At 71.4% G+C, this 16,896-nt stretch carries 16 protein-coding genes and 4 tRNA genes; 15 read left to right on the top strand and 5 right to left on the bottom strand.

The features are described 5' to 3' along the window. Positions 1-4: 4 nt before the first annotated feature. The gene (locus WFH25_RS15985; protein ID WP_092386343.1) at positions 5-1,264 is read right to left on the bottom strand and encodes an isochorismate synthase; all 1,260 of its coding nucleotides are present in this window, start codon (positions 1,262-1,264) and stop codon (positions 5-7) included. 59 nt (positions 1,265-1,323) lie between these two features. Here WFH25_RS15985 and WFH25_RS15980 point away from each other — a divergent pair, with 59 nt between their 5' ends. From WFH25_RS15980 to WFH25_RS15965, 4 genes are all read left to right on the top strand, one after another. Beyond that, positions 1,324-2,115 carry a demethylmenaquinone methyltransferase gene (locus tag WFH25_RS15980; protein ID WP_070419487.1) on the top strand — a complete coding sequence of 264 codons (792 nt, stop codon included), beginning with the start codon at positions 1,324-1,326 and terminating at the stop codon, positions 2,113-2,115. Positions 2,116-2,148: 33 nt separating this feature from the next. Beyond that, positions 2,149-3,228, top strand: coding sequence for a polyprenyl synthetase family protein (locus WFH25_RS15975; RefSeq protein ID WP_070418365.1), 1,080 nt, complete (start codon positions 2,149-2,151; stop codon positions 3,226-3,228). A gap of 82 nt (positions 3,229-3,310) precedes the next feature. Further along, the gene (locus WFH25_RS15970; protein ID WP_070418366.1) at positions 3,311-4,693 is read left to right on the top strand and encodes an FAD-dependent oxidoreductase; all 1,383 of its coding nucleotides are present in this window, start codon (positions 3,311-3,313) and stop codon (positions 4,691-4,693) included. Positions 4,694-4,712: 19 nt separating this feature from the next. Beyond that, on the top strand, positions 4,713-5,831 hold the full coding sequence (locus WFH25_RS15965) for a heparan-alpha-glucosaminide N-acetyltransferase domain-containing protein (protein ID WP_336698535.1): 1,119 nt from the start codon (positions 4,713-4,715) through the stop codon (positions 5,829-5,831). A gap of 160 nt (positions 5,832-5,991) precedes the next feature. On the opposite strand, the gene cls is transcribed toward WFH25_RS15965, so the two are convergent. Next, on the bottom strand, positions 5,992-7,452 hold the full coding sequence (cls, locus tag WFH25_RS15960; protein ID WP_070418368.1) for a cardiolipin synthase: 1,461 nt from the start codon (positions 7,450-7,452) through the stop codon (positions 5,992-5,994). Positions 7,453-7,468: 16 nt separating this feature from the next. After that, a complete protein-coding gene (locus tag WFH25_RS15955; protein WP_069712130.1) occupies positions 7,469-7,957 on the bottom strand; it encodes a YajQ family cyclic di-GMP-binding protein in 489 nt (162 codons plus the stop codon). A 139-nt stretch (positions 7,958-8,096) separates the two neighbouring features. On the opposite strand from WFH25_RS15955, the gene WFH25_RS15950 reads away from it, so the two are divergent. The 5 genes from WFH25_RS15950 to WFH25_RS15930 all read left to right on the top strand — a co-directional run bounded on the left by WFH25_RS15950 (position 8,097) and on the right by WFH25_RS15930 (position 10,696). Further along, positions 8,097-8,181, top strand: a tRNA-Tyr gene (locus WFH25_RS15950). A gap of 57 nt (positions 8,182-8,238) precedes the next feature. Further along, complete coding sequence (locus tag WFH25_RS15945; protein ID WP_092386347.1) at positions 8,239-9,060, top strand: inositol monophosphatase family protein; 822 nt, start codon at positions 8,239-8,241, stop codon at positions 9,058-9,060. Between the two features lie 113 nt (positions 9,061-9,173). Beyond that, on the top strand, positions 9,174-10,427 hold the full coding sequence (locus tag WFH25_RS15940; RefSeq protein WP_336698532.1) for a M23 family metallopeptidase: 1,254 nt from the start codon (positions 9,174-9,176) through the stop codon (positions 10,425-10,427). A gap of 91 nt (positions 10,428-10,518) precedes the next feature. Beyond that, a tRNA-Thr gene (locus WFH25_RS15935) sits at positions 10,519-10,590 on the top strand. 32 nt (positions 10,591-10,622) lie between these two features. Then, a tRNA-Met gene (locus tag WFH25_RS15930) sits at positions 10,623-10,696 on the top strand. Between the two features lie 768 nt (positions 10,697-11,464). Here WFH25_RS15930 and WFH25_RS15925 read toward each other — a convergent pair. After that, complete coding sequence (locus tag WFH25_RS15925) at positions 11,465-11,836, bottom strand: hypothetical protein (protein ID WP_071296713.1); 372 nt, start codon at positions 11,834-11,836, stop codon at positions 11,465-11,467. Positions 11,837-11,953: 117 nt separating this feature from the next. Here WFH25_RS15925 and WFH25_RS15920 point away from each other — a divergent pair, with 117 nt between their 5' ends. From WFH25_RS15920 to WFH25_RS15910, 3 genes are read left to right on the top strand one after another with little or no spacing between them, the layout of a single operon-like run. Next, the gene (locus tag WFH25_RS15920) at positions 11,954-12,403 is read left to right on the top strand and encodes a MaoC family dehydratase N-terminal domain-containing protein (protein ID WP_083295268.1); all 450 of its coding nucleotides are present in this window, start codon (positions 11,954-11,956) and stop codon (positions 12,401-12,403) included. After that, complete coding sequence (locus tag WFH25_RS15915; protein ID WP_071296734.1) at positions 12,400-12,825, top strand: MaoC/PaaZ C-terminal domain-containing protein; 426 nt, start codon at positions 12,400-12,402, stop codon at positions 12,823-12,825. The genes WFH25_RS15920 and WFH25_RS15915 overlap by 4 nt, the downstream gene beginning before the upstream one ends. 2 nt (positions 12,826-12,827) lie before the next feature. Then, complete coding sequence (locus WFH25_RS15910; protein WP_336698530.1) at positions 12,828-13,856, top strand: UDP-N-acetylmuramate dehydrogenase; 1,029 nt, start codon at positions 12,828-12,830, stop codon at positions 13,854-13,856. A gap of 76 nt (positions 13,857-13,932) precedes the next feature. Here the strand turns inward: WFH25_RS15910 and WFH25_RS15905 are convergent, their stop codons facing one another. Continuing rightward, a complete protein-coding gene (locus tag WFH25_RS15905; RefSeq protein ID WP_336698550.1) occupies positions 13,933-15,114 on the bottom strand; it encodes a pyridoxal phosphate-dependent aminotransferase in 1,182 nt (393 codons plus the stop codon). Between the two features lie 181 nt (positions 15,115-15,295). Between WFH25_RS15905 and WFH25_RS15900 the strand changes: the two genes are divergently transcribed. From WFH25_RS15900 to nusG, 3 genes are all read left to right on the top strand, one after another. Further along, positions 15,296-15,368, top strand: a tRNA-Trp gene (locus WFH25_RS15900). Positions 15,369-15,403: 35 nt separating this feature from the next. Beyond that, complete coding sequence (gene secE, locus WFH25_RS15895) at positions 15,404-15,667, top strand: preprotein translocase subunit SecE (RefSeq protein ID WP_370871658.1); 264 nt, start codon at positions 15,404-15,406, stop codon at positions 15,665-15,667. Between the two features lie 119 nt (positions 15,668-15,786). Further along, positions 15,787-16,836: a transcription termination/antitermination protein NusG gene (nusG, locus tag WFH25_RS15890; protein WP_336698529.1), complete on the top strand. Its 1,050-nt coding sequence runs from the start codon at positions 15,787-15,789 to the stop codon at positions 16,834-16,836. Positions 16,837-16,896: the final 60 nt, after the last annotated feature.

Raw genomic sequence — 16,896 nt, 5'->3', positions numbered from 1 at the left:
TCGGCTAGGCGAGCGCGTCGGTGACCGGTCGGAACTTCAGGGCCGTCTCGGCGACCTCGCGCGCCGGGTCGGACCCGGCCACGATGCCCGCGCCGGCCCACGCCCGCACGGTGCCGTCGTCGGTGATCCGGGCGCTCCGCAACGCGAGCATCCACTCGCCGTCCCCGTTCGCCCCGAGCCACCCGACCGGCCCGGCGTAGCGCCCGCGGTCGACGCCCTCGAGCTCGGAGACGAGCCGGACGGCGACGTCGGTCGGGGTCCCCGCGACCGCGGCCGTCGGGTGCAGGGCGTCGGCGACGTCGAGCGAGGTCGTACCGACGGGCAGCGTCGCCTGGACGTCGGTCGCGAGGTGCCACAGGTTCGGCAGCTGCAACCGGAACGGCTCCGGGTCGGCGCGGAGGTCGGACGCGATCGGGGCGAGCGCGGCCAGCAGGCTCTGGATGGCGAAGCCGTGCTCCTCGACGTCCTTCGCGCTCGCGGCGAGGGCCTCGGCGGCGGCGCGGTCGGACACCGGGTCGGTCCCGCGCGCCGCACTGCCCGCGAGCACGCGTGCCGAGAGCCGGGTGCCGTCGGTCCGGGCGAGGGTCTCGGGCGTCGCGCCCACGATCCCGTCGACGGCGAACGTGACGCACTGCGGGTACGCCTCGGCGAGGTCGAGCAGGATCGCTCGCTGGTCGGCGCCGTCGGGGAGGGTCCCGACGAGGTCCCTCGCCAGCACCACCTTCTCGGCGTCGCCGGCGGTGATCCGCCGGACGGCGTCGGCGACCGTCTCGGCGTAGGCGTCCTCGTCGATGGCACCGGGACGGAGCGCGACGGACACGTGCGGACCGACGCGCGGCACCGGCACCGACGTGCGCGTGAAGGTGAGGGGTTCGGGGTCGAGCGTGGTGTCGACGGCGGTGAGCCAGGCCTTCCCGCGGCGGCGGCCGATCACGACGCGCGGGACGATGAGCACGCTCGTCTCGGTCGAGTCGTCGGCGAACGCGAACGAGCCGAACGCGACGAGTCCGGTGCCGCGCAGCTGCACGGGGTCGTCGACCACGGCGTCGCGGACCAGGGACCGCCAGGCTGCCGAGGCCTCGCGCATCCGGTCCGGGCCGGTGAACGTCCACCGCACGGCCTCGCCGATGCCGACGATCCCGTCGCCGTTCCGGACGAACGCGAGCGGGCTGTCCCGGAGGGTGTGGCGGAGGACGGCGCCCGGGTCGTCGAGGATCCGGGTCGAGACCGTCAGCGGTGGGGCCGCCGTGGTGGTTCGGGTCACCCCACAGATCGTACGCGCCGCGCGGGGAACGTCCGGGCACGACCTCTAGGATGTTGTGGGTGAGCAGAGCGGACCTGAACAAGCGGCCGGACGAGGTGGCGGCCATGTTCGACGACGTCGCCGCGAAGTACGACCTCACGAACGACATCCTCTCGGCGGGCAACGCTCCGCTGTGGCGTGTCGCGACGGTCCGCGCGGTCGACCCCCAGCCCGGCGAGAAGGTGTTGGACATCGCCGCGGGGACGGGCACGAGCGCGGCGGCCTTCGCGAAGAAGGGTGCCGAGGTCACGGCGCTCGACCTCTCCGCGGGCATGATCGCCGTCGGCCGTGAACGCCACCCCGAGATCACCTTCGTCGAGGGCGACGCCGAGCAGCTGCCCTTCGACGACGATACCTTCGACGCCGTCTCGATCTCGTTCGGGCTGCGCAACGTGAACGACCCGATGCAGGCCCTCGGCGAGATGCTCCGGGTCCTCAAGCCCGGCGGACGTGTCGTCATCTGCGAGTTCTCCACGCCGCCGCTCGCCCTGCTCCGCTTCGGGTACGGCACGTACCTCAAGCGCGTGCTCCCGGGCGTGGCACGGCTGTCCAGCAGCAACCCGGCGGCCTACCGCTACCTCGCCGAGTCGATCGAGGCGTGGCCCGACCAGCAGGTCCTCAGCCAGTGGCTGCGCGGCGTCGGGTTCTCGGTCGTCGCCTACCGGAACCTCACGGCGGGTATCGTCGCACTGCACCGCGGTCGCAAGCCCGTCGCGGGCGAGGTCCGCGAGTCCGTCGCCCGGCGTGCCAAGGCCCGTCGCGAGCACCAGCACACCGGTGAGCAGCCGAGCGTCGACCCCACCGACGCCTGACCGGTCCCTCCACCCCCGAACACGGAGCAGCACTTGAATCCGAGCGTCCCGGTCGCACGTCGCGCACCGAGTCTCCGCGCATCGCTGGGCATCGGCGAGCGACTGTTCGCCACGCCCGCGGAACGCCGGTTCATCGCCGCGGTCGACGACGGCCTCGAGCTCGTCGAGCAGGGGCTCGAGGAAGCCATGCGCTCCACCGACACCCTCGCCGACACCACGAGCCGGTACCTGCTGTCGGCCGGGGGCAAGCGGATCCGGCCGACGCTCACGCTCCTCATCGCACAGCTCGGTGACGGGGTGACCGACGCGGTCGTGAAGGCCGCCGTGAGCATCGAGACGACCCACCTGGCGTCGCTCTACCACGACGACGTGATGGACGAAGCGCCCGTCCGACGCGGTGTCCCCGCGGCCCACGTGACCTACGGCAACAACGTGGCGATCCTCACCGGCGACCTGCTGTTCGCGCGTGCCAGCCTCATCACGGCCGACCTCGGCACCGAGGGCATCCGGATGCAGGCGGAGACCTTCCAGCGGCTCTGCATGGGGCAGCTCCACGAGACGACGGGCCCCCAGCCCGAGGACGACCCGGTCGAGCACTACATCCAGGTGCTCAGCGACAAGACCGGCTCGCTCATCGCGACGGCCGCCCGTGCCGGCGTGATGTTCTCGGGCGCCGACCGCACGTACCTCGACGCCGTCGGCACCTTCGGCGAGAAGGTCGGCGTGGCCTTCCAGCTCGTCGACGACGTGATCGACCTCGCCCCCGCGAAGGCCAAGACCGGCAAGATCGCCGGCAACGACCTGCGCGCCGGCGTCGACACCCTGCCGCTGCTGCAGCTCAAGCGCCTCGCCGCGACCGGTGCTCCCGACGCGGTGGACCTGCTCGGGCGCATCGAGCGCGACGTGAACGCCGCACCGGACGACGTCGTCGACTCGGCGCCGTACCAGTCCGCCGTGGCCGCCCTGCGCGAGCACGAGGCGACCGCCGCGACCCGTGCCGTCGCGGTCCGCTGGGCGACGGACGCCGTCGACGCCCTCGCACCCCTGCCGGACGGCACCGTCAAGCGGGCACTCGTCCGCTTCGCCGAGTCCGTCGTCGAACGCAGCCGCTAGCGCCGGACCGCCGCGGAGACCGACGGTCCTGCCCCTCGAACCCCCTCGGGAGCACCCCACCCGAACGAACTGGAGACGATCAGTGCCCACCCTCCGAGTCGCCATCGTCGGCGCAGGCCCCGCCGGCATCTACGCCGCCGACATCCTGCTGCGCGAGGCCCACGGCCACGACGTGTCGATCGACCTGTTCGAGCAGCTGCCCGCCCCCTACGGCCTGGTCCGCTACGGCGTTGCCCCGGACCACCCGCGCATCAAGGGCATCGTCAACGCGCTGCGCGACGTGCTCGACCGCGGTGTCGTGCGGCTGTTCGGCAACGTCCGCTTCGGCGAGGACATCACCCTCGACGACCTCCGGCAGCACTACCACGCGGTCGTGTTCTCGACGGGTGCGATCAAGGACGCCGACCTCGACGTCCCCGGTGTCGAGCTCGAGGGGTCGTACGGTGCCGCCGAGTTCGTCAGCTGGTTCGACGGCCACCCCGACGTCCCGCGCACGTGGCCGCTCGAGGCCGAGAGCGTCGCGGTGATCGGGAACGGCAACGTCGCCCTCGACGTCTCGCGCATCCTCGCGAAGCACGCCGACGACCTGCTGCCGACCGAGATCCCCGCGAACGTGTACGAGGGACTCAAGGCGTCCCCGGTCACCGACGTGCACGTGTTCGGCCGCCGCGGCCCGGCGCAGGTGAAGTTCACCCCGCTCGAGCTCCGCGAGCTCGGCGAGCTCCGCGACGTCGACATGATCGTCTACGACGAGGACTTCGACCACGACGAGGCCTCGAAGACCGCCATCGCCACGAACAAGCAGGTCATGGTGATGAACCGCGTCCTCGAGCAGTGGCGCACCCGTGAGACCGGCCAGGCGAGCCGCCGACTGCACCTGCACTTCTACGCGAAGCCCCTCGAGTTCGTCGGCGAGGACGGCAAGCTCACCGCCATCCGGTACGAGCGCACGCGGCCGAACGGCCAGGGCGGCGTCGAGGGCACGGGCGAGATCCGCGAGATCCCGATCCAGGCCGCTTACCGCGCGGTCGGGTACTTCGGCTCGCCGTTGCCGGGCGTCCCGTTCGACGAGCGCCACGGCGTCATCCCGAACCACGAGGGCCAGGTCCTCGACGACGACAACCAGCAGATCCCGGGCGTCTACGCGACCGGCTGGATCAAGCGCGGCCCCGTCGGGCTCATCGGCCACACCAAGTCCGACGCGATGGAGACCGTCCAGCACATCGTGAACGACCAGGCGAGCTGGTGGACCCCGGCCGACCCGTCCGAGGGCGCGATCCCGGCCCTGCTCGCCGAGCGCGGTGTCGAGTACACCGACCTCGACGGCTGGCACAACCTCGACACCCACGAGCTCGCCCTCGGCGAGGCCGAGGGCCGCGAACGCATCAAGGTCGTCCCGCGCGAGGACATGGTCGACGTGTCCCTCGGCCGCGTCGACGCCCGCACGGGCTCGGCGACGAGCTGACCGGCAGCCCGCGAACGCCATGGCGACCGCACGCCCCGCACCGCCCACCGCGCTGCGGGGCGTGTCCGTCTCCGGGGTCCGGCTCGAGGGCGTCGACGTCGCCCGTGCGCTGGCGCTGCTCGGCATGATGGCGACCCACGTCGGGGGCATCGCCGACCAGGTCGACTGGTCGGACCCGGGCACCTGGGCGGCCGCCGCCCACGGTCGCTCGTCGTCGCTCTTCGCGGTGCTCGCCGGCGTCTCGATCGGTCTGACGAGCGGCCGGACGTCGCCGCCCGGCCCGCCGCGGATCGGTCGGGTCCGTGGCCGGCTCGCGATCCGCGCGCTCGTCGTCGTCGCGGTCGGCCTGCTGCTCATGGCGCTGCAGACGCCGGTCTACGTCATCCTCCCCACCTACGGCGTGCTGTTCCTGCTGGCGATCCCGGTGCTCCGGGTCCGTGCGCGCTGGCTGCTGGTCCTCGCAGCGGCGTGCGCCGTGCTGTCGCCCGTCGTCGCCCTCGGCATCGTCCCGCTCTACGCGGACGCCGGCATGTGGGAGGTCCAGCTCGGCCTCGTCTACCCCGTGGTCACCTTCCTGGCGTACGTGCTGGTCGGTCTCGCAGTCGCCCGTGTCGGACTGGAGGCGCGGCGCACCCAGGTGGTCCTCCTCGCGTCCGGCGCGGTGGTCGCCGCCTTCGCCTACATCGTCGGCAACGCGGTCGCGCCGGTACCCGCCGACGCCGGGTTCGCGTTCCCCGGTGTGCCGTACGCGGGCGAGGGGAGCACCGCCGCCGAGGCCACGGCGCAGCTGTTCCTGTCGCCGCGGGACCACTCCTCGTCGATCGTCGACGTCGTGGGGACCGCGGGGGTGGCCGTCGCCGTCATCGCGCTCTGCACGCTGGTGTTCGACGGACGGAGCGAGGTCGTCCGACGCATCGGGTACCCGTTGGCCGCCGTGGGGTCGATGCCGCTCACGGTCTACGCGGGGCACCTCGTCGTGCTCGCGGCGCTGCCGACGTACCCGGACTCGGCGGCGGCGTGGGGCTGGTTCGCGCTGGGGTCGATCGTGTTCGCGATGCTCTGGAGGCGGTTCCTCGGGCGGGGGCCGCTCGAGCGCGTGACCGCCCGGCTCACCCGCCTGGTGCCGGACCCGCGCTGACCCCGCCGCCGCGCGGTCGCGATCAGGAGTGTGCGAGGTTCCGCGCAGCGTGGGAGTCGTGCGCCCTCGCACGCTGGACGAGAACTCGCACCGCGCCCGGGCGACCACCCGCGGCCCGCACCTGCCCGCCGGTCGCGACCCGCGCCTCCTGGGCCGGCCGCTACTGCAGCGCCGCCGTGAGCCGCGCGACGTTGTCGAGCACCTGCGACCGACGCGGCCGTTCCACCCACGCGTCGAGCGTCAACTCGAAGCTGTGCTCCTTGTAGGCGTCCTGGACCTCGCGCAGCGCATCGACGAAGCGGCTGCCGCGGACCATCACGGAGACCTCGAGGTTGAGGCTGAACGAACGCATGTCCATGTTGCTCGACCCGATCACCGCCACGTCGTCGTCGATCGTGAAGTGCTTCGCGTGCAGGATCGTCGGCGCCCGGTACAGCCAGATCTTCACGCCGGCCCGGAGCAGCCCCTCGTAGTAGGAGCGCTGCGCGTGCCAGGTCATCGCGTGGTCGCCCATCTCGCCGACGAACAGCTCGACCTCGACCCCGCGCTGCGCCGTGGTGGTGATGGCGTAGAGCATGGAGTCGTCGGGGACGAAGTACGGCGAGGTGATCGACACCTTCTGCTGGGCCGAGTAGAGCAGGGCGTTGAAGAGGCGCAGGTTGTTCTCGCCGTCGAACCCGGGGCCGGACGGGACGACCTGGCAGTCGAGTGCGTCACCGCGGTCGGCCCGCTGGACGGGGTCGCTCTCGCGGAGCAGCAGCTCGTCGGTCTCGCTGTACCAGTCGGTCACGAACAGGGCGTTGAGGCCGGCGACGACGGGACCCTCGAACCGCGCGAAGAGGTCCTTGTACTGCATGCCCTTGTCGATGTGGGACTTCAGGTCGTAGGACTTGTCGATGAGGTTCTGCGACCCGGTGAACGCGATCGACCCGTCGATGACCACGATCTTCCGGTGGTTGCGGAGGTCCGGGCGCTGGAACTTCCCCTGCAGCGGCAGCAGCGGGAGCATGAGGTGCCACTCGATGCCCGCTCGGTCCATGAACGCGAGGGTGTCCTTGTAGCCCGGGTAGCCGCGGCTCGCCCAGTGGTCGAGCAGGACCCGGACGGTGACGCCGCGGGCCTGGGCGCGGGCGAGCGCCTCGAAGAACGGGCGCGTGGTGTCGTCGAGGGTCGCGATGTAGAACTCGACGTGCACGAACCGCCGCGAGCCGTCGATCGCGCGGGTCATCTCGGCGATCGACTCGTCGTAGTCGGGGTAGAGCTCCGCGGAGTTGCCGCCCACCAGGGGCATGGCGCCGAGTTCGCGGTTCAGGCGGGTGATGCTGTCCAGCCACGCCGGCCACGGGTGGTCGCGCCGGACGCGCTCGATCCCCTCGGTCTGCTCGAGGATGTACGCGTTGATCTCGGTCTGCTTCTCACGCCGGGCGTGCGGGAGCTTCGTCGACCCGATGACGAGGAAGACGATGAACCCGATGTAGGGGATGAGGAAGATCGCCAGCAGCCAGGCCGTCGCGGTCTGCGGCTTCCGGTTGATCGGGACGTAGATGATCGAGAAGACGCGGATCGCCAGGTCCAGCAGGACCAGGAAGACCGTGATCGCGACGGTGAGCCAGTGCTCCACAGCGGCGGGCGGCGCGTCAGCGGAAGTTGATGAACTGCAGCGGCACGTCGAACTCTTCACCCTTGAGGAGCTGGATCGTGTTCTGCAGGTCGTCGCGGCTCTTCGAGGAGACGCGCAGTTCGTCGCCCTGGATCTGGTTCTTCACGGTCTTCGGGGCGTTGGCCCGGAGGAACGCGCCGATCTTCTTCGCCACGTCCTGCTCGATGCCGTTCTTGAACTTCACCTCGATGCGGTACTCCTTGCCCGACGGGTACGGGTCACCCGCGTCGAGGCTCTTCAGGCTGATGTTCCGCTTGATCGCCTTGCTCTGCAGGACGTCGAGGACGGCCTTCGCGCGCTCTTCCGAGTTCGCCTTGATGAGGACGTCCTCACCGCTGAACGCGATCGATGCGTCGGCGCCCTTGAAGTCGTACCGCTGCTCGATCTCCTTGGCGGCCTGGTTGAGGGCGTTCTCCGCCTCCATCTTGTCGACCTTGCTGACCACGTCGAAGGAACTGTCTGCCATGCGGGACAGCCTAACGGCGGACGGGAGGCGCGGTTCGGCACCCGTGGATCGGCCCACGGTGGTCACGAGCACCGTCTCGGATCGGCTATGCTTTCATGCGCGCCTTCGGTTGGTGACTACACGGGCCGGGTGCGCACATGGCAAGTTACCCAAGCGGCCAAAGGGATCTGACTGTAAATCAGCCGGCGTAGCCTTCGGGGGTTCGAATCCCTCACTTGCCACCATCGGAACGGCCCCGTCCTCATCGGACGGGGCCGTTCCGTTTCCGCGAGGATGGACACATGCCCTCCGACCTCACCCCCGTCCAGTTCGCCGACCTCGCCGAGTCCATCGCCCGAGAGGCAGCAGCGCTCGCCGCACGCCGACGGGTCGAGGGGGTCGAGGTCGCCGACCGGAAGTCGAGCATCGTCGACGTGGTCACGGCTGCCGACCGTGAGGTCGAGGCACTCGTCCGGGCCCGGATCGCCGAGGCCCGGCCGGACGACGCATTCTTCGGTGAGGAGTCCGGCACCGGCGCCGGAACCTCGGGCATCACGTGGGTGGTCGACCCGATCGACGGCACCGTCAACTACCTCTACGGCAGCGCCGAGTACGGCGTGAGCATCGGCGTGGTGCGCGGCCCGGCCGACCCGACCTCGTGGGAGCCGATCGCCGGCGTCGTCGTCCAGCCCGCGACCGGCGTCGTGTTCCGCGCGGCCGCCGGCGAAGATGCCACGCGCGACGGGGTGCCGCTGCACGTCGGGACGCCGGCCTCGCTCGCCGAGACGCTCGTCGCCACCGGCTTCGGGTACACCGCCGAGCGCCGACGGCAGCAGGTCGCGGTGCTCGCCGGACTGATCGGCGAGGTCCGCGACATCCGCCGTGGGGGAGCGGCCTCGCTGGACTGCTGCGCGGTGGGCGTCGGCACCGTGGACGCCTACTACGAGCGCGGGATCAACCCGTGGGACATGGCCGCCGGGTCGATCGTCGCCCGTGAGGCCGGCGCCGAGACCCGGATCTGGGAGGCCGGCGGCACGCGGTCGTTCCTCTTCGCCGCACCCGCGGTCGCGGACGAGCTCGCGGACCTGCTGCGGCGCCTCGAGGAGTCCGTGCTCGCCGGGTGAGGACATCCCGAGGACTGGCGTCTCCCGGACGCTCCTGCTAGCGTGCTCGGGTCCCGTTATCTGCTCGTTACCAACGAGCGCGTCTCGCCCCGATCAGGATCCACGCCGAACACATGCCCCACGCTCCCCTCACGCCCGTGCACACCGACGGCTCCGCGGACGCTCCCGCACCGGTCGTCCACCTGACCCGACGGGCCCGCATCGAGGCGGAACGCGCGGCGGCGACGGCGTCCTCCGGGGGAGCACCGGAACGCGTCGAGCACGCGACGGACGTGGCGGAGACGAGCCGCGCCTCCCGGGCCGCCCTCGGTGACGCGACCTTCGACGACCTGGTGAGCCCGGGGACACCCGCGACCCCGGCCGCGCCCGTGTCGCCCATCGACCTCGCGCCGGCCTCGCCCGCGATGCCCGCGGCGACCGCATCGCCCGTGACGCCGCCGGCGCCCTCGTCGCCGGTCGTGGCTGCTGCCCCGGCGGTCGCGGCCCCCACGTCGGCCGCGCCGGCCGCGCGCCGTGTCCTCGGGCAGGTGCCGGCGTCCCGTCGGACCGGGCGTGCCGCCACCGCCCCCGTGCAGGCCGACCGTGCCACGCGTCACATCGCTCGCACGGCTCCCGCTGCAGCGACTCCGGTCGCCGGGGTCGCGCCACGTGCCGCGCGGGGGTCGCAGGGTGCGTCGTTCCGTCGGGCGGCCTCGCGGGTGACGGCCGTCGGCGCGCTGCTGTTCGTCGCGGGGCTCGTCGTGTCGACCTCGCTGCCCGCACAGGCGCTGTACACCCCCGAGCCCGGCTCGACGTCGGCGCGGGCGACGGCCTCGGGTGACACGCAGTCCCTCAGCGTCGGTGCCGGTGCGACCGACGCCGAGACGAACCGCGACCAGTACTCGGTGTCCTCGGCGACGCAGTACAAGAACGTCGACTCCTCGAGCTTCACGAACGACCCGAACGGCACGATCCAGTGGCCGTTCCTGACCGGTGTGCCGATCACCTCCGGGTTCGGCGGACGCCAGGTCGAGGGGTGCTCCTTCTGCTCGACGAACCACATGGGCGTCGACTTCGCTCCGGGTGAGGGCACGCCGATCCGGGTCATCGCCGCCGGCACCGTCCTCAAGGTGCAGGCCAACGACGGCGGCTTCGGCAACGACGTCTGGGTCGAGCACGACGTCGACGGCAAGCAGTTCGTCAGCGTCTACGGCCACATGGAGGACAACTCCTTCAAGGTCGTCAAGGGCCAGCAGGTCGAGGTCGGCGACGAGCTCGGTCTGGTCGGCAGCACCGGCAACTCGACCGGTCCGCACCTGCACCTCGAGGTGCACGTCGACGGTGTCCCGGTGGACCCGCTGGCGTGGCTCGAGGCCAACGCGAACTAGCGGTTCCACGCGGCACGCCCGGGCGTCACGGCCGGTTCCTGACCACCGTCGCGGGTCTGCTATCCTCGTGTGGTGCCGCCGAGCGGCACATGCCCCGATAGCTCAGTGGTAGAGCACTTCCATGGTAAGGAAGGGGTCGTCAGTTCAATCCTGACTCGGGGCTCCGACCCGGTGCGGTAGTCGTGCCGGATCCTTGGCGGGGTAGCTCAGTTGGTTAGAGCACACGACTCATAATCGTGGGGTCGCGGGTTCAAGTCCCGCCCTCGCTACCGCAAGCCCGGCGATTCGTTCGCCGGGCTTTCGTCGTTCTCGGGGCGGTGCCGCGCGCGTCCGCGTCTCGGTGCGTCGGCGTCGGCGTCGGCGTCGGCGTCGGCGTCGGTGCGCGTCGCGGCGGCGCAGCATCGAACCGCCTTCCCGACATCGAACCGGGCCCGCGACCTGGTTCCGTGTCGTTCCCGTGGTTCGTCCCGGGCTGCGGCCGCGCCTGCGCCGCCCCGCCTGCGCGTGGCGGGGGTGCGCCGCGGCGCTGCCCCGCCCGCCGCGGCGTCGGGTGCCTGCGCACAACGCAAGTCGCCCCGAACCGCGGGACTGCGCGGTTCGCCGTGCTTTGCGTTGTGCGGCACGCGTGCCGGCGCGGGCGACCGCTTGCCGTCGCGGTCCGCGCGCGGCGTCGAACCACGTTCCCGACGTCGAACCGGCCCCACGACCTGGTTCCGTGTCGTTTCCGTGGTTCCTCCCCGTCCCCGGCCGCTCTTGGAGAGAGTGCGCCGCGGCGCTGCCGTATCGGGCGCGCGGCGTCGAACCACGTTCCCGACGTCGAACCGGCCCCACGGCCTGGTTCCGTGTCGTTCCCGTGGTTCGTCCCCGGCCCCGGCCCTGGCGCAGCCGGGCGCCGGCAGCGCCGGGCGCCTGCGCACAACGCAAGCCACGCCGCACCGTGCGAAGACGCGGTTCGCAGCGATTTGCGTTGTGCGGCGCCCGGCGACGCGCCTGTGCGGCCCGCGCCCGCGTGGCCCGCGCGGCGCGCCCGCGCGGCGCTACCGCGCGCTGAGCACGCCCGCCTGCCGGAGCGCCCGCTCGATCACCGCGGCCGTGCTGCGCCAGGCATCGTGCCGCCGCTTCGCACCGATCTCCCCGCCCGACACCGCGGTGCCGTGCCCGGAGTGCCGCAGTGTGATCGTGGTCGACGTCCCCGTGACGGTCGTCGAGAGCTCGTACCGCCGGAACTCCCGCGACGGGTGCACGAGCGCCCCGAGCAGGATCGTGAGCACCCGGTTGCCGGTCGTCGCGGTGAGCGTCCCGCCCGTCGACTCGACGTGGTGCCCCGCCTGCTGCAGTGCGGCGCCTGCGGCCTCCATGGCAGTGCAGCGGTCGCCCGTGTGCACGGCGAACTCGGTCGTGTGGTCCATCGTTCCTCCCCATCCCCGGAGATCGGTGTCGGTTCCCCCGAACCGCGTCGGGTCAGCATAGCCGATGCATACTCATGAACACAGGCCCCCCGAGCGGGCGTCGCTAGACTGCCGGACGTGTCTGTGAACCCCGAGCTCGTCGGCAGGACGTTCCCGCCGGCCCAGCCCTACCTGGTCGGTCGCGAGAAGGTGCGCGAGTTCTCCCGCGCCGTGTTCGCGACGAACCCGATCCACCACGAGCCCGAGGCCGCCCGCGCCGCCGGCTATGACGACGTCGTCGCCCCGCCGACCTTCGCGGTCGTCGTGCAGGAGGCCACGCTCGCCCAGCTCCTCGCCGAGCCCGACGCCGGCATCGACTTCTCCCGCGTGGTCCACGGCGAGCAGGCCTTCGCCTACGAGCGACCGATCGTCGCCGGGGATGAGCTCACCGCGACCCTGACCGTGACGAGCGTGAAGACCCTCGGCGGCAACGCCATGGTCACGGCCGAGAGCACGATGAACGACGCCGCGGGGGAGCACGTCGTCACGGCGACCTCCACCCTCGTGGTCCGAGGAGACGACGCATGACCACCGCACCCGTGACCGCGCTCGAGGTCGGCACCGTCGTCGCCGAGCGCGAGGTCCACATCACCCGCGACTCGCTCGTCCGCTACGCCGGCGCGTCCGGCGACTTCAACCCGATCCACTACCGCGACGACGTCGCCGCCTCCGTCGGCCTGCCCGGTGTCCTGGCGCACGGCATGCTCACGATGGGACTGGCCGTGCAGCCGGTCTCCGAGTGGCTCGGCGACCGCGGCTGGGTGGTCCGCTACGGCGTCCGGTTCACCCGCCCCGTGGTCGTCGACCCGGAGCAGGGCGCCACCGTCGGCGTCGTCGCCAAGGTCGGCACCGTCGACGACGACGGCCGTCCGCAGCGCATCGACCTCACCGTGACCGCCGCCGGGCAGACCGTGCTCGGCAAGGCGCAGGTCACGGTGGCGTTCCGCTGACCGTGACGGAGTCGGTGCTCGCCGACCTCACGACGCTGCGCGTCGGTGGTCCCGCGGCGCGACTGCTCACGGCGTCGACCACCGACGAGCTCGTCGCGCACGTCACCGCCGCGTGGGACGACGACGAGTGGCTGGTCCTCGGTGGCGGCAGCAACCTGCTCGTCGCCGACGACGGCTTCGACGGCACCGTCGTGCTCGTGCGCACGACGGGCATCGAGCACGACGCGGACGACGACGGCGTCACCGTCCGCGTCGCGGCCGGCGAGCCGTGGGACGCGTTCGTCGCCACGACGGTCGAGAACGGTTGGACGGGCCTGGAGGCGCTGAGCGGCATCCCGGGCACCGTCGGCGCCGCCCCCGTGCAGAACATCGGCGCCTACGGGGTCGAGCTGTCCGACGTGCTCACCCGGATCGAGTTACTCGACGCGTCGACGGGGGAGCGCGCTTGGGTACCAGCGGCCGAGCTGGCGCTCGGCTACCGCACCTCGACCCTCAAGCACGGACGGCGCGGTGCCGTGCTGACGGTCGAGTTCCGGCTCGGCACCGTCCGGGGCGCCGGGGTCCAGGTCCGCTACGCCCAGCTCGCCGGGTCGCTCGGCGTCGAGCTCGGGGCGTTCGTCGAGCCGGCGACGGTGCGGTCCGAGGTCCTGCGGCTCCGGGGGTCCAAGGGCATGGTCCTCGACGCGGACGACCACGACACGTGGAGCGCGGGGTCGTTCTTCACGAACCCGATCGTGTCCGCCGCCTTCGCCGAGACCCTGCCGGCCGAGGCGCCGCGCTGGCCGGCGGGCGACGACGTCAAGCTCAGCGCCGCGTGGCTCATCGAGCACGCCGGCGTCCACCGCGGGTACGCCGTCCCCGGGTCCCGCGCCGCGATCTCGTCGAAGCACACACTCGCGCTGACGAACCGCGGGGGAGCGACCGCCGCCCAGGTGGCCGAACTCGCCCGCTACGTCCAGGTGACCGTCCTGAACCGCTTCGGTGTCTCGCTCGTGCCGGAACCCGTCGTGGTGGGCGACCTGCTCGCCTGAGCCGAGCCGCGCCTCCTGGCCCGCGACGCGGAACGGCCCACCTCGACGAGGTGGGCCGTTCTGCAACGACGGGTGACTACGCGAAGAACTTCGCGAGCCGCGCGACGCCCTCGGCGATGTCGTCGTCACCGAGCGCGTACGACAGGCGGAGGTAGCCGGAGGGGCCGAACGCCTCACCAGGGACGACCGCGACCTCGGCGTGCTCGAGGATGAGGTCGGCGAGTTCGAGCGTCGTGGTCGGAGTCGAGCCGGCCCACTCGCGGCCGAGGAGCGCCGTGACGTCGGGGTAGACGTAGAAGGCTCCATGCGGGGTCGGCGTGACGAAGCCCGGGATCGCGTTCAGACCCGCGACGATCGCCTGACGACGGCGGTCGAAGGCCTCGCGCATGGCCGTGACGGGCTCCTGCGGGCCGGTCAGCGCGGCGATCGCGGCGCGCTGCGACACGTTCGACACGTTGCTCGACAGGTGTGACTGCAGATTCGACGCCGCCTTGACCGCGTCGGACGGGCCGATGAACCACCCGACACGCCACCCGGTCATCGCGTACGTCTTCGCGACGCCGTTGACGAGGATCGTCGTGTCGGCGAGGGCCGGGACCGCCTCGAGGATGCCGGTGAACCGCACACCGTCGTACACGAGGTCCTGGTAGATCTCGTCGCTGATGACCCAGATGCCGTGCTCGAGCGCCCACTCGCCGATGGCCTTCGTCTGCTCGGCGGTGTAGACCGAGCCGGTCGGGTTCGACGGCGAGCAGAACAGCAGCGCCTTGGTCTTCGGGGTGCGGGCTGCCTCGAGCTGGTCGACCGTGACGAGGTAGTCCTGGTCGCTGCCGGCGAAGACCTCGACGGGGACGCCCCCGGCGAGCCGGATGGCCTCGGGGTAGGTGGTCCAGTACGGCGCCGGCAGGAGGACCTCGTCGCCGTCGTCCACGATCGTCTGGAACGCCTGGTAGACGGCCTGCTTGCCGCCGTTCGTGACGATCACCTGGGCGGGGTCGACGGTGATGCCGGACTCGCGGGCGGTCTTCTCGGCGATCGCCTGCTTGAGCTCGGTCAGGCCGGTCGCGGGCGTGTACCGGTGGTTCTTCGGGTCCTGCGCTGCCTGCACGGCGGCGTCGACGACGTGCTGCGGCGTGGCGAAGTCCGGCTCGCCCGCGGCGAACGAGATGACCGGGCGACCGGCGGCCTTGAGCGCCTTGGCCTTCGCATCGACCTTGAGCGTCGCGGACTCGGCGATCGCGGCGATGCGGGACGCGATGCGCGGCCGATCGGTGGTCGCGGCAGCGGGGTGGGCGGTGGACTCGGGGCCTGGGGCTTCGGTGCTCACGGGGCCCAGCCTACCGGCGCGGCACGCCGGAGCATCCGTCAAGTGGACACCGTGTGACGGACTCCCGTACACTCGACCACCGGAACACGGATCGGTGACGAACCGTGTCCGAAGGGCGGTGGCTCAATTGGTAGAGCAGCGGTCTCCAAAACCGCAGGTTGCAGGTTCGAGTCCTGTCCGCCCTGCACATCTGGAAGGGTAGAAGTTGGCGAGCAAAGACATGGAGACGACGGCGGATGACGTCGTCGCCAAGGCGAAGCAGGACCGGGCCGAGCGCCGTGGTCCGTTCGCTGCCATCGTGCTCTTCATCCGTCAGGTCCTCGGCGAGCTCCGCAAGGTGGTCACGCCGACCCGCAAGGAGCTCTTCAGCTACACGGGCGTCGTCCTGGTCTTCGTCGTCGTGATGATGATCCTGGTGTCGGTCCTCGACTTCGTGTTCGGACTCGGCGTCGGGTACGTGTTCGGCAACGGGCCGACGGCCTGAGCCGGACGCCGGCTGTCCTGACCGCTCGCGGACAGGAGTACGGTCGCCCGAGACGGCGCCGGTCGTGAACCGATCCGCCCGCCAACCCGATCCGCATCACCGAACGGAAAGATTCGACAGTGTCTGACAACTCCCGCGACGACATCGACCTCGCCACGGCTGCCGAGCAGTCCTCCGAAGTCGAGGAGAACCAGGAAGGCGACGTCGAGACCGGCGAGGAGCGTTCGGCCGAGTCCGCCGAAGAGCGAGCCATCGAGATCGAGGACGAGAACGACGAGTCTCTCGGCCTGAGCGACGAGCCCGACGACGGCACCGTCGACGCCGGCATCGACGAGGCGCTCACCGCGCTGGCCGAGTCGCGCGACCCCGAGGCCGACGCCGTCGTGGACGACGCGCTCGAGATCGACACCGCCGACGAGGCCGAGGCCGCCGTCGAGGCAGTCGAGGACGAAGAAGAGGTCGAGCTGGAAGCGGAGACCGCGGCCGAGGCCAACGCGACCATCGCCGCCGACGAGGCCCTCGACGCTGAAGAAGACGAAGAAGAGGCCGAGGTCGACCCGTACGAGGCCTTCAAGGCCGAGCTGCGGATGAAGCCGGGCAAGTGGTACGTCATCCACTCCTACGCGGGCTTCGAGCGCCGCGTGAAGTCGAACATCGAGAACCGCATGGTCTCGATGTCGATGGAGGACTACATCTACCAGGTCGAGGTCCCGATGGAGGACGTCGTCGAGATCAAGAACGGGCAGCGCAAGCTGGTCACCCGCGTCCGGATCCCCTCGTACGTGCTCGTCCGCATGGACCTCAACGAGGACTCGTGGTCCGTCGTCCGGCACACCCCGGGTGTCACCGGCTTCGTCGGCAACGCCCACAATCCGACGCCGCTCCGCTTCGACGAGGCGTTCGGCATGCTGAAGTCCCTGGTCCAGGTGGCCGAGGCCGCTCCGACCAAGGGCGGCGCGAAGGGCTCCGGCGGCGCACAGTCCCAGCCGGCGGCCGAGGTCGACTTCGAGATCGGCGAGACGATCACCATCAAGGAAGGCTCGTTCGCGGGTCTCCCGGGGTCGATCTCCGAGATCAAGCCGGAGAGCGGCAAGCTCACGGTCCTCGTCTCGCTGTTCGAGCGCGAGACCCCGGTCGAGCTCAGCTTCGACCAGGTCACCAAGCTGTAGTCCAACCCGATCATCGGGTAGACTCAACGAGTTTGGCCCCGCACGCTTCGTGCGTGCGGG

Source organism: Curtobacterium sp. USHLN213, from assembly GCF_037144815.1.
Classification (GTDB): domain Bacteria; phylum Actinomycetota; class Actinomycetes; order Actinomycetales; family Microbacteriaceae; genus Curtobacterium.
The sequence above is the reverse complement of the archived record's forward strand: the minus strand, read 5'-3'. Positions and strand labels throughout refer to the sequence as shown.